The 14,286-nt window shown below is 41.4% G+C and carries 7 protein-coding genes; all 7 read left to right on the plus strand.

Translation table 11 applies throughout. The annotated features are described in order from the left end of the window. Positions 1-11 precede the first annotated feature (11 nt). The 7 genes from WKT20_RS12195 to WKT20_RS12225 all read left to right on the plus strand — a co-directional run bounded on the left by WKT20_RS12195 (position 12) and on the right by WKT20_RS12225 (position 14,102). The gene (locus tag WKT20_RS12195; protein WP_340417433.1) at positions 12-2,462 is read left to right on the plus strand and encodes a glycoside hydrolase family 95 protein; all 2,451 of its coding nucleotides are present in this window, start codon (positions 12-14) and stop codon (positions 2,460-2,462) included. A gap of 78 nt (positions 2,463-2,540) precedes the next feature. Further along, on the plus strand, positions 2,541-4,109 hold the full coding sequence (locus WKT20_RS12200) for a glycoside hydrolase family 43 protein (RefSeq protein ID WP_340417437.1): 1,569 nt from the start codon (positions 2,541-2,543) through the stop codon (positions 4,107-4,109). A 38-nt stretch (positions 4,110-4,147) separates the two neighbouring features. Beyond that, a complete protein-coding gene (locus WKT20_RS12205; RefSeq protein WP_340417434.1) occupies positions 4,148-6,538 on the plus strand; it encodes a glycoside hydrolase family 127 protein in 2,391 nt (796 codons plus the stop codon). A 74-nt stretch (positions 6,539-6,612) separates the two neighbouring features. Then, complete coding sequence (locus WKT20_RS12210; RefSeq protein WP_040312960.1) at positions 6,613-8,574, plus strand: glycoside hydrolase family 97 protein; 1,962 nt, start codon at positions 6,613-6,615, stop codon at positions 8,572-8,574. A 74-nt stretch (positions 8,575-8,648) separates the two neighbouring features. Continuing rightward, complete coding sequence (locus tag WKT20_RS12215; RefSeq protein WP_340417435.1) at positions 8,649-9,974, plus strand: glycoside hydrolase family 43 protein; 1,326 nt, start codon at positions 8,649-8,651, stop codon at positions 9,972-9,974. A gap of 95 nt (positions 9,975-10,069) precedes the next feature. Then, a complete protein-coding gene (locus WKT20_RS12220; RefSeq protein ID WP_340417438.1) occupies positions 10,070-11,407 on the plus strand; it encodes a glycoside hydrolase family 43 protein in 1,338 nt (445 codons plus the stop codon). Positions 11,408-11,486: 79 nt separating this feature from the next. Continuing rightward, positions 11,487-14,102 carry a glycoside hydrolase family 31 protein gene (locus WKT20_RS12225; protein WP_340417436.1) on the plus strand — a complete coding sequence of 872 codons (2,616 nt, stop codon included), beginning with the start codon at positions 11,487-11,489 and terminating at the stop codon, positions 14,100-14,102. Positions 14,103-14,286 lie beyond the last annotated feature (184 nt).

Raw genomic sequence — 14,286 nt, forward strand, 5'->3', positions numbered from 1 at the left:
AATAGGCATCTATGAAGAAATTTCTGTACGTATGTGTGTTTCTGGCGACTTCGATTCTTGGTGTGTTTGCCAACAGTGCAGGGGACTTGAAGTTGTGGTACTCTGCTCCGGCACGTAATTGGTGGGAAGCATTGCCTGTAGGTAATTCACATTTGGGAGGAATGGTGTTTGGTGGAATAAATCACGAAGAAATCCAACTGAATGAAGAAACATTCTGGGCCGGCGGTCCATATAGCAATAACAGAACTGGTGCTTCAGGCTATCTGGATGAGGTAAGACGGCTTATATTTGAGAATAAAAATTTGGAAGCCAGAACGCTGTTGGATGAAAAATTTATGACATCGCATCATGGAATGCGTTATTTGACATTGGGGAGTCTTTTGATGGATTTCAATTGTGAGGGAAAGGTTGATTCTTATTATCGTGATTTGAATTTAGAAGATGCTACGGCTTCAGTACGTTTTCGGTGTGATGGTGTGGAATATACCCGTCGGGTATTTACGTCTTTTTCTGATAACGTCATGGTTGTAGAAATGGCGACAGATAAAGGTAATAAGAAATTGGATGTGGATTTGAGATATGCTTGTCCGCTGACTTCAGAGGTAAAGAGCGAAGGAGGCTATCTTATAATGAAGTGTAACGGAGCAGAGCATGAAGGTATTCCAGCTGCACTTCATGCGGTGGTTATGATGCGTGTGAAATCGGATGGAAAAATAGAATGTAAAGATGGATGCTTGTCTGTCAGAGGTGCATCTTCGGCTACCGTTTTTCTCAGTGCGGCAACTAATTTTGTGAATTATCAGGATGTGTCGGGAGATGCATACGCTAAAGCGCGCTGTGCCATTGAAGGGGCGTGGGATAAACAGAATAAAAAGTTGTACGATGAGCATAAGGCGATTTATTCTGCGCAATTTGGAAGAGTGGCTTTACATTTGCCATCTTCGGAATTTTCAAAGAAGGAAACGAATGTACGTATTAACGAATTCAATAAGGTAAAAGATTGTTCACTGGCTGCGTTGATGTTTCAGTATGGGCGCTATTTGTTGATTTCGTCCTCGCAGCCAGGCAGTCAGCCGGCTAATCTTCAGGGAATATGGAATAAGGATTTATATGCACCCTGGGATAGTAAGTACACAATTAATATCAATGCGGAGATGAATTACTGGCCGGCAGAGGTGACTAACTTGTCGGAAACTCATGTGCCATTTTTTCAAATGGCGCATGAACTTTCCGTAACAGGTAAAGAAACAGCTCGTGTGTTATATGGAGCTAAAGGATGGGTGGCACATCATAACACGGATATCTGGCGGGCTGCCGGACCGGTGGATTTTGCCGATGCGGGTATGTGGCCTAATGGAGGAGCCTGGGTAGCTCAACATCTTTGGCAGCATTATTTATATTCGGGTGATAAGAATTTTCTTCGTGAATATTATCCTGTGTTGAAAGGTACGGCTGATTTCCTCTTGTCATTTATGACTAAGCATCCTCGGTATGGTTGGAGAGTGACTGCACCTTCTGTCTCTCCGGAACATGGACCGAACGGAGTTTCAATTGTAGCCGGTTGCACGATGGATAACCAAATAGCTTTTGATGTATTGAGCAATACTCTTCTTGCTGCACGGATTATAGGGGATAGCAAGGCATATTGTGATTCTCTTCAGTCTCTGATAAGTCAGTTGCCTCCTATGCAAATAGGACAATATAATCAGCTTCAGGAATGGCTGGAAGATGTGGATGACCCGAAAGACCAGCATCGTCATATATCTCATTTGTATGGACTGTATCCAAGTAATCAGATTTCTCCTTACCGGCATCCAGAATTATTTCAGGCTGCTAAAAATACATTGCTGCAAAGAGGTGATATGGCTACGGGCTGGAGTATTGGTTGGAAAATTAATTTCTGGGCACGTATGCTGGATGGAAATCATGCGTATAATATCATTCGGAATATGCTTTCATTGTTACCTTGCGACAGTCTGGCAGGTAAGTATCCTTTAGGGCGTACGTATCCCAATATGTTTGATGCACATCCACCTTTTCAGATAGATGGAAATTTTGGCTTTACAGCAGGAGTGGCAGAAATGCTTTTGCAGAGTCATGATGGTGCAGTGCATTTACTTCCAGCCGTACCTGATGAATGGCAGGATGGAAATGTAAAAGGCTTGGTGGCACGAGGAGGTTTTGTCGTAGATATGGATTGGAAAAATGTGCATCTTACCAAGGCTGTAATTTATTCGCGGATAGGTGGAACTATACGTTTACGGTCGTATATTCCTTTGAAAGGCAAAGGTTTGAAGCGTGCTTCAGGGGATTGTTCGAATGAATTACTTTGTCAGGCTGAAGTTGCTTCACCTTTAATATCGAAGAAACTCTCGAATCCGGAAAAGCCTGAACTAAAGAGAATCTATGAATATGACTTGAAAACAGAACCGGGAAAGCGGTATGTCGTGTATGCAAAGTAAAGAATTAACAGAATGAATCATTTGTAATAGAATAAAATCATGAAAAAACACTTTTTGCTAGCTTGTCTGTTAATGGCTATGGGAGGCGTGTGCCCTGACGTAGTCAATGCCCAGTGTGGTGACAATGGAGATGGAACTTTCTCTAATCCTGTATTTTGGGCAGATGTTCCTGATCCGGATGTGATACGTGTAGGGGATGACTTTTATATGGTGAGTACAACCATGCATTTGGTTCCGGGAGCGCCGATCATGCACTCAAAAGATTTGGTTAACTGGGAAATCGTAAGTTATCTGTATGATCGGTTGGATGATAAACCGAATTATGACTTGAAAGAAGGGACTGTATATGGACGTGGCCAGTGGGCTACTTCTTTGCGTTACCATAATGGAACGTATTATGCTTATTTTTCTCCGAATGACACCCCTTACAAAGGATATGTGTATACTACTTCTGACCCTAAAAAGGGATGGACATTGTCATCACGTATTCCTCATTTTCATGATGCGTCTTTGTTTTTTGATGACGATGGGAAAGCTTATATCTTTTATGGTACCGGACAGTTGCGTGAACTGAAGCCGGATTTGAGTGATGTCATGCCGGGAGGTGTGGATATGAAGATATTCGAAAGAGATGAAGAGGAAAATGCTTTACTGGAAGGTAGTAGGGTGATAAAACACGATGGAAAGTATTATTTGCTGATGATTTCATGGCCTCGAGGAGGTAAACGCAGACAAGTATGTTACCGGGCAGATAAAATTACCGGTCCTTATGAGAAAAAGGTGATATTGGAAGATGCATTTGCTGGTTTTCCGTACGTGGCACAAGGTACGATTGTAGATGATGGAAAAGGAAATTGGTATGGAGTTATTTTTCAGGATCGTAATGGGGTAGGTCGTGTGTTGACTATGATGCCTTGTCGATGGGTAGACGGCTGGCCGATGTTAGGAGATGAAAATGGACATGTGCTGGCTACAATGTCTAAGCCTGTACAAGGATATTCTTCTGAAGGATTGGTAGTGAGTGATGATTTTAGTGGCGAAAAGCTAAAATTAAACTGGCAGTGGAATCATAATCCGATGAATGAATGTTGGTCATTGAATGCACGTAAGGGATATTTACGGTTGACGACCGGACGAGTTGTGGATAATTTGTTTGTGGCTCCTAATACTTTAACTCAGCGTATGGAAGGGCCGAAATGTTCTGGAGTGGTTTGTATGGACCTTTCGGGCATGAAGGATGGTGATGTGGCTGGACTGAGTGCATTTAATGGAGATGCTGGAATTTTAGCTGTCACTTGTCAAGGAAGCCAGAAGTATTTGACTATGAAAACAGAAAGTGTCAAATTGGATGAAAAAAATAAGTCTGTAACAGGCATTGATCGAAATGAAATTCAAAAGGTGGAATTAACATCGGATGTGATATACCTTCGTTTGGATGGGGACTTCAGATTGAATAAGGATATAGTTTCATTCTATTATAGTTACGATAATAAAGACTGGAAGAAAATCGGAACTGATTTTAAGATGATTTTTGATTATCGTCGTTTCTTTATGGGCACTAAGTTTGCTTTGTTTAATTATGCGACAAAGAGTCTGGGTGGTTTTGTTGATATCGACTTCTTTAATTATAAACACATTAAGAAATAAAGAATAGCGCATTGTATACTTTAATAAAGATTGTGACTATGAGAATGAATTTTATTGCAGGAGGAATACTTTTGATGATGTTGAATGGCATTTCTCCTGATATCCAGGCTCAAGATAGATTATATAAGAATACTTTTCCTTTAGGCGATGTGGAGTTACTTGACGGACCGTTTAAACATGCACAGGAATTAAATCTCAAGGTGCTGATGGAATATGATGTAGACCGGCTTCTGGCTCCATTTCTTAAAGAAGCAGGGTTACCCTTAAAAGCGGAGCTATTTCCTAATTGGGCAGGGCTTGACGGACATGTAGGTGGACACTACTTATCGGCTATGGCTATGAATTATGCCGCGACCGGCAATGAAGAATGCAGGAAGCGGATGGAATACATGTTAGGTGAATTGAAACGTTGTCAGGAAAGTAATGGTGACGGTTATATTGGAGGTGTTCCTAATGGAAAAGAACTATGGGCAGATATTAAAAACGGGAAAGTAGAGTCAATTTGGAAATATTGGGCTCCATGGTATAACGTACATAAAATCTTTGCTGGTTTGAGGGATGCTTGGATGTATACGGGTAATAAGGAAGCGTTGGATATGTTTTTGAGATTATGTGACTGGGGAGTTTCTGTTACAGAAGGACTTTCGGATAATCAGATGGAACAGATGCTGGCTAATGAATTTGGTGGGATGGATGAAATTTTTGCCGATGCATACCAGATTACGGGTAAGAAAAAATATTTGACTACAGCTAAACGTTTTTCTCATAGATGGTTATTTGATAGTATGGTAGCTCATAAGGATAATCTGGACAATATACATGCGAATACACAGATTCCCAAAGTTATCGGATATCAACGTATTGCAGAGGTATGTGGGGATAATCAATATATGGATGCAGCTGATTTCTTTTGGAATATTGTGGCATGTAAGCGCTCTCTTGCTTTAGGAGGGAATAGTCGGAGGGAATATTTTTCATCTATGGATGATTTTAGAAGTCATGTGGAAGATAGAGAAGGCCCTGAATCATGTAATACATATAATATGCTGAAACTTACGGAAGGTTTATTCCGGATGACAGGAAAGGCTGTATACGTCGATTTTTATGAAAAGGCGTTATACAATCATATTTTATCTGCACAGCATCCAAAGCATGGTGGTTATGTATATTTTACTTCAGCTCGACCGGCACATTATCGAGTGTATTCAAAACCTAACAGCGCTATGTGGTGTTGTGTAGGAACCGGAATGGAGAATCACGGGAAATATGGTGAGTTCATCTATACTCATTCGTCGGACTCATTGTTTGTCAATCTTTTCATTTCTTCGCGGCTGAATTGGGAGCAGGAGAAGGTCACGATTACACAGGAAACAAACTTTCCTGATGAGGAAACGTCTCGACTTACAGTAAAATTAAAAAGTGGAGAGTCGTGTCATTTTAAGTTGTTGCTAAGACGTCCGGCATGGGTTACAGAAGGGTATGAAGTAAAATGCAATGGTAAGGTAGTAGATGTTTTGGAGAAGGTTGCTGGTTCGTCTTATATCTGCATTGATCGCAAATGGAAAGATGGTGATAAGGTGGAAGTATCCTTGCCCATGAAAATGCGTTTGGAAACCCTTCAAGGAGAAGATGATTTTGTGGCCATTATGCGTGGTCCTATCCTGATGGGGGCATCGGTTGGTACAGAAAATTTGGACGGATTGGTTGCGAATGATGGCCGTTGGGGACACATTGCTTCGGGTAAGTTGGTTCCGTTGAGTGAAACTCCGGTCTTGATAGGAACTAAAGAAATTGTGACTGGTTATTTGAACAGCTTGAAACCGATGAAAGGTAATACATTGCGTTATAAACTTTCAGGCATATTCAATGACCCGAAGTTTGACGGACTGGTGCTGGAACCGTTCTGTCGTCTGCATGACTGTCGGTATATGATGTATTGGTTGTGTATGACTTCTGATGGATATAGTGCGTACACCAAACGCACACAAGAAGAGGAAAAACGGTTGATGGCGTTGGATGCCCGTACGGTGGATGCTGTAAGTGTAGGTGAACAGCAACCGGAAGTAGATCATAAGATGAAAAAGGAAAACTCTGAAACAGGAATGTGGAAAGGTAAGAAGTGGAGAGATGCTCGTAATGGAGGATATTTCAAATATACACTTTCTACCAACGGCAAACAGCCTCTTTCCCTTATGGCTACTTATTGGGGTTATGAACAAGGCAATCGGAAATTTGAAATTGTGGTCGATGGTACGGTCGTGGCGACTGAGAATATCGTGGGTAAATGGAACAAGGAAGAGTTTGTGGATGTGGAATATAAATTGCCCGAAACTTTGGTAAAAGGAAAGAATCAGATTGAAGTCATGTTTAGGAGTGAGAAAAATAGTGTGGCTGGTGGAATCTTTATGTTGCGCCTGCTTACAGAATGATGTGTAATATTACGTTTCCCTTTTAGTCGTTTTATCTGCACTAAAAGGGAAACATAACAATAAAACTAATGTCTATGATAAAACGTGTATTATTGTCATCGTTTACTGCGATGATTTGTATGACAAGTTTATATGCAAGTGAAAAAGAGGTGCTGAGTCCTGATGGACGTTTGAAGGTAGTAGTGTCAGATGAAGGTGGAATTCCTTCTTATCAGGTATTCTATGATGGAGTAACTTTTATTGAGAAATCTCCGTTGGGTATGAAGACTACTATTGGTGATTTTACATCTTCTTTATCACTCGGTAGTGAAATCAAGGAGACCTCTATCCGGAAGAACTACCGTTTACCGAACATAAAAAAAAGTAAGGTGGAGTATGCGGCTGAATCAGTAGTCGTTCCATTTACAAAGGAAGGGAGAACTGCTTTTGATGTGGAGTTTCGGGTAAGTAATAATGACGTGGCTTTTAGATATACCGTTTATCCTAAGAAGGATATTTTGTGCTGTGTGATACAGCAGGAAACTACGGGGTTTGTCATGCCGGAAGGTACGACTACTTTCTTATGTCCACAAAGCGGACCGATGGGTGGTTTCGCCAGAACTTCTCCCAGCTATGAAACTCCATATACAGTAGATGATACGATGGGAAAAAATGGTTGGGGAGAAGGATATACATTCCCTTGCTTGTTTAAAAATTCAGATAAAGGTTGGATTTTAATTTCTGAAACTGGAGTAAACAGTTATTATTGCGGTAGTCGTTTGATGGGGCATGAAGATGGGGTGTATACCATTGGTTTTCCGCAGGAAGGTGAATTTAACGGCAATGGCACGATTTCTCCGGGAATTGCATTGCCGGGTAAGACTCCTTGGCGTACTATAACCTTGGGTTCTACACTGGCTCCTATTGTAGAAACAACTGTACCGTTTGATGTGGTAGAGCCGTTATATGAACCGTCGAAAGACTATACCGCAGAATACGGTTGTGGAACTTGGAGCTGGATTATTGCCGGAGATGCCAGTATGAATATGGATGACCAAAAGCGTTATGTAGATTTTTGTGCAGCTATGGGATATCGTACGGTGCTGGTAGATGCGCTTTGGGATACACAGGTAGGTTATGATAAGATAGAAGAGCTGGCTGCCTACGCCAAACAGAAAAATGTAGGGCTATATTTGTGGTATAACTCCAATGGATACTGGAATGATGCCCCTCAAGGACCTCGTGGAAAAATGAGTAATATCATTGAGCGTCGGAAAGAAATGAAATGGATGCAACGTATAGGTATCAAAGGTATTAAGGTCGATTTTATAGGTAGTGACAAGCAGGTCACCATGCAGCTTTATGAAGACATTTTAGCTGACGCAAACGATTATGGACTGTTGGTTATTTTTCATGGATGTACCATTCCGCGTGGATGGGAACGTATGTATCCTAATTATGCGGCCAGTGAAGCGGTATTGGCCAGTGAAAACATGAATTTCTCTCAGGGAAGCTGCGATGCAGAAGCATTCAATGCATGTATCCATCCGTTTGTTCGTAATACGATTGGGAGTATGGATTTCGGAGGAAGTACTTTGAACAAATATTATAATGCGAAAAATGAACCGGGGGGACGGCTGAGAGTTACGTCCGATGTATTTGCATTGGCTACGGCAGTATTGTTTCAAAGTCCGGTGCAGCATTTTGCATTGGCACCTAATAACCTAACTGACGCTCCAGTTTGGGTCGTGGATTTCATGAAAAAAGTGCCTACTACTTGGGATGAGGTGAAGTTTATAGACGGTTATCCTGGAAAATATATTGTGATGGCACGTAAACATGCTGGTAAATGGTACGTGGCAGGAATTAATGCACAGGATGAAACTATTAAATTAAAGATAGATGTTTCAACTTTGTTTGCAGCAGGAGAAATCGTCAATTTGTATGAAGATAATGATAAACTGGCAGGCTCAGTCAAGGAACAGCTTATCAGCAAGAAACAGACTTTGAATCTTTCTATTCCTAAAAATGGAGGTGTAGTGATTACCCGGAAGTAATCATGAATAAAAAAGATTTGATTCTTTAGGTGGGTAAAGTGAAATGAATTTGATAAACTTAAATATTGAATATTATGAATATTAGCAAGATTTTGTTACTGTGTGGTGGTTGTGGACTGTTGAATTGTCTGAATGTAAATGCTCAACGACCTATTATTCAAACGAAATATACTGCCGATCCGGCACCGATGGTATACAATGATACGGTATTTCTTTATACGACGCATGATGAAGATGATGCCGAAGGGTTTAAAATGCAGGATTGGTTGTTGTATACTTCTACCGATATGGTTAACTGGACTGATCATGGGGTTGTTGCTTCTCTCAAGAGCTTTGATTGGGTGAAGCGTGATAATGGAGCTTGGGCTGAACAGGTAGTTGAGCGCAATGGTAAGTTTTATATGTATTGTCCGATTCATGGAAATGGAATCGGTGTGCTTGTTTCCGACAGTCCTTATGGACCATTTAAGGATCCTCTTGGAAAGCCTCTTGTATGGCAGAAAGAACATTGGGATGATATTGACCCTACCGTGTTCATCGATGAGGATGGGCAAGCTTATATGTATTGGGGAAATCCCAATTGTTATTATGTGAAATTAAATGAAGACATGATTTCATATTCAGGAGATATTGTAAAGCTAAAAGAAACTCCGGAGCATTATCAGGAAGGTCCGTGGTTCTATAAACGTAATGGACATTATTATTTGGCTTTTGCTTCTACTTGTTGTCCGGAGGGAATAGGGTATGCAATGAGTGATAGTCCTACAGGACCATGGAAAACGAAAGGATACATTATGCGCCCTACGGAGAGAACCAGAGGCAATCATCCTGGTATTATGGATTATAAGGGGAAATCGTATGTCTTTGGGTTGAATTATGATTTGTTAAAACTGGAAACGAATACTCATTATGAACGCCGTTCGGTGTCAGTGGCAGAAATACACTATAATGAAGATGGAACTATTCAAGAAGTACCTTATTGGGCGGATACCAAGCTGGAGCAGATCGGTACTTTTAATCCGTTCCGTAAGGTAGAAGCTGAAACTATGGCTTGGGGATATGGATTGAAAACTGCTCCGAATGCAGATAAGTCTCTTTCGGTGGTAGATGTGAACAATGGAGAGTACATCTGTGTACGTGGAGTGAACTTTGGAAAGAATAAAGCTCGCCGTTTTGAAGTTTCCGCATTGCCTCTTGAGGGAGGAAATCTGAAAATTCGTTTGGATGCTCCGGATGGAAAGATTGTGGGAAACGTGAATATACCGAAGGGAAATGAAACATCTAAGTATGAACTTTATTCTTGTGAGGTCAATGCGGTCAGTGGCATACATGATTTGTACCTTAGTTTTGAAGGAGAGAATAATAAGGATTTATTTGAATTGGATTATTGGAAATTCTGATATTAGTTTACAGCATAAATAGAGTATATATGATAAAAAAGATTTTAAGAAAAGATATAAAGTTGTCTTTACTAAATATTCGATGGTACAGAATTATGCAGGGAGTGGTTTTATTCTCTGGTTTGGCAGTAAATGCACAAAACCCCATTATCCAAACATCTTATACGGCTGATCCAGCTCCTATGGTATACAATGACAAGCTATACCTTTATACAAGTCACGATGAAGACGGTTCTACGTGGTTTACCATGAACGACTGGAAACTTTATTCTACGGATGATATGGTGAACTGGACCGAACATCCCACTCCTTTGTCATTCAAGACATTTGAATGGGCAGGTGGAGATGCATGGGCTGCCCAGTGTATTGAACGTGACGGTAAATTTTATATGTATGTACCTGTGACGGACCGTAAAGGTGAAACGGCTATTGGAGTAGCTGTGGCTGATAGTCCTTACGGGCCTTTTTATGATCCGATAGGAGCTCCTTTGGTACGAGCTGATTATGGCAATATAGATCCTACAGTCTTCATTGATGAAGATGGACAGGCTTATCTTTATTGGGGAAATCCGAACTGCTATTATGTGAAGCTGAATAAGGATATGATATCTTATAAAGGGGAGATACATGCGGTACCGATGAAGCCGGAAGCTTTTGGACGCAGGGAGGGAGATCCACAACGTCCTACTTTGTATGAAGAGGCTCCGTGGCTGTATAAACGTAAGGGAATGTATTACCTCTTTTATGCTGGAGGACCGGTTCCTGAACATTTAGCGTATGCTACAGCTGAAAGTCCAGAAGGCCCGTGGAAGTATGGAGGTACTTTGATGGCTACAGAAGGAGGAAGTTTTACCAATCATCCTGGAATTGCCGATTTCAGAGGAAAAACTTATTTGTTTTATCACGATGCTTCTCTTTCTGGTGGAAGTGGCTTTACTCGTTCTGTGTGTGTTAGGGAACTTGATTTCCAGTCTGATGGAAAAATTCCTTGCATGAAGATGGTGAAAGAGGGTGTTACGAAGAGTTTAAAACCTCTTTGTCCGTACCAGAAGGTGGAAGCGGAAACAATGGCATGGTCAGAAAAGATGAAGAGCGCTTATAATCCTCAGGTAGGAGTCTTTATTACAGCCTTAGCAGATGGAGCTTATACGAAAGTACGGGCTGTTGATTTCGGTGAGAAAGCTCCTTCTCGTTTTTCTGCTCGTTTGTCTACCACTCACAATGCGGAAATTACTATGGAAGTACGTCTTGACGGGCTGGACGGACAGGTGTTAGCTAAGATTAAAGTACCACGAACTGGGGGAAGTGATCGTTGGCGGATAATGGAAGAACAGATTCCACAGGTAACAGGTGTACACGACTTGTATTTTATTTTTAAGGGAAAGGCTCCGAAAGATTTGGCTTATTTTGATTATTGGAAGCTGAATTACTGATGATATTTCGTATGCTATGAACAGGGTTAATTTATTTTTATTATCCGTTTTCACTTGTGTAGGGTGGAGAGGAGAATGTTTGGCCGGGAATGATCCTGGCCTCTCGTCTACTAATGAGTTGCAGGAATGGACGTTGGAAAAGCAGGAGACTGAGCAGGTAACTTTTCGATTAGCAGACACTCTGTTGAAACTTCGTCCGCTGACCAACAACGCTGTAAGAGTGATTCGAAGCACGGGCATAGCTCATGAAGTTCCAGAATTAGTATATCTTCCAAAGAAGGTTCCTGATTATGTACTGAAAAAGGAGAAGGATGGTTATATTTTATCTTTAAAGAATTTGAATGTCAGGTTTTCTGTATCTGACGGACGGATTTCGTTTTTTTCTTCTGGTGGCAAGGAAATAGTAGGAGAGGAGGCGAGTCTGATAGAGTCTTCTTCAGTGCAAGGAGAAAAAACGTATGTTTCTACGCAGACTTTTCATTCTCCGTTTGATGAGTGTCTTTACGGGTTAGGACAGTTTCAGGATGGTTATTTGAATGTGCGTGGTTTAACCAGAAGACTGACCCAGGTTAATACACAGATAGCCATTCCTTTTGTGATGTCGAATAAAGGATACGGACTTTTGTGGAATAATTATGGTTTGACAGATTTTAATCCTGCTTCTTCGGTAGTTGCACTTCAAAAAACGGGTTTGGGAGGAAATAAAGTAACCGTGAATGTGACTTCTACTGAAGGGGGGAAGGAGGAAGTGCGTGAAAGTAATGTATTCGCGGGTAAGTTGAAAGTAGAATCAGACGGACAGTATGCTTTGATGCTGGATGTGGGAAGTGTAATGGCGCGTAGACATAATCTGGCAATTGATGGGCATACGGTAGTCGACATGAATAATCTTTGGTTGCCACCTACAGTTTCCATATTGGTAGATTTAAAAGCGGGAGAGCATAATTTAAGGGCTGAATTGACTAAAGAGGATGCACCTAAAGTGTATTTTAGAAAAGTAGATGAAACTACTACTTTTCGCTCTCCGGTATCGAATGGAATAGATTATACTTTCTTTGCAGGAACAGCCGATGAAGTGATTGCTTCTTATCGGGAAGCGACAGGAGAAGTCCCTATGTTGCCAGCGTGGGCTTTGGGATACATTCATTGCCGGGAACGTTTTCATTCTCAAAAAGAAATTCTGGAAACGGCTTCTGAATTTCGAAGAAAAAAATTGCCGGTTGACTTGATGGTACAGGACTGGCAGTACTGGGGAAAATATGGATGGAATGCCATGCGTTTTGACGAGACAGATTATCCTGCACCTCGGGAAATGACCGACAGTCTTCACCGGATGGGCATGAGATTGATGTTGTCGGTTTGGTCGAAAGTGGACCAGAATTCTGTGTTAGGAAAACGTTTAGCTGATAAGTCCTATTACATACCAGGTACTCCTTGGGTTGATTTTTTTAATCCGGAAGCTGCTTCTTTTTATTGGAAAAACTTTCGGGATAGTCTGGTGCTTCCGATAGGAATAGATGCTTGGTGGCTGGATGCAACGGAGCCGGAAAATGACGATTTGGTAGGACGTAGGGTAAACCATTCCACTTTCCCCGGAGAAGTGTTCCGGAATGTGTATCCACTTGTGGTCAACAAAACGATATATGAAGGTTTACGAGGTCTTTCCACTGATGAGGGAAAACAACGTGATTCTATTTCTCGGACTATTCTGCTTACCCGTAGCGGATTTCCTGGCATTCAGCGATATGGGGTTGCTACTTGGTCAGGAGATGTCGGGAATGACTGGGATACATTTCGTCGTCAGATTGTTGCAGGACTGGGTATTTCTGTTTGTGGTCTGCCTTGGTGGACTTATGATGCTGGAGGATTCTTTCGTCCGGGCGATGCACAGTATACAGATGCACATTTTCATGAGCGTTTTTCCAGATGGCTTCAGACTTCTGTCTTTTTACCTTTGATGCGTGTACATGGGTATATGACTAATACTGAGTTTTGGAATTATGGAGATAAAGTGACGGATATGGCTCGTAAATCATTGGAGCTGCGTTACCGCCTTTTACCATATATCTATTCTGAAGCAGCATGGGTCTCATTGGGAAATGGTACGATGTTACGTCCTCTGATGATGGATTTCCCTCAGGATACTCAAGCTTTATCTTTGAAATATCAATATATGTTTGGTCGGTTTCTGCTGGTTTCTCCTATCGTGGAAGAGGGACCTGTCGTGTGGAAGACATACCTGCCTGCCGTTCAGGGTGGATGGTATGATTTCCATGACAACCAGTATATGTCAACGGGTTGGGTTCAGACTTCAGTCTCTCCGGACTACATTCCTGTATTTGTCAAGGCTGGCACTGTCTTGCCTTTGTCATCAGGATATGCAGAAAATGCGCAGAAAGCCTTGAAATCAGATTTGGAGATACGTGTTTATGCAGGAACAGATGGAACCTATCAATTGTATGAGGATGAAGGTACAGACTACAACTATCAAAAAGGAGGATATTCTTGCATTCGTCTGTTTTGGGATGATGCGCATTCCATTTTGATTATTGGTAAACGGAGTGGTCAGTATGAGGGGATGGAACCGGTGCGGAACCTTAAGATTGTAAAAATAGCCTTGTCCTCAGATGGAAAATCGAACGTAACAGAAAAGTCTGTAGTCTATAAGGGTGAGGAGTTAAAAATTGCTTTTTGATAAAAATAAATAGAGATAACTGTTGAATATAAATTTTGAACTAATGGAAGTGAAAAGAATGTTTGTGACATTGACATCATTGATGGCTTTGTCTTTGGGACCTGTTTCTGCACAGGCTCAGACTGGAACCGAGAAGGTGAATGAGAAGTTTCATATCTATCTTTGTTTAGGGCAGTCGAATATG

Origin of the sequence: Phocaeicola sp. ICN-14070, assembly GCF_037892625.1 — a bacterium.
GTDB classification, from domain to species: Bacteria; Bacteroidota; Bacteroidia; order Bacteroidales; family Bacteroidaceae; genus Phocaeicola; species Phocaeicola plebeius.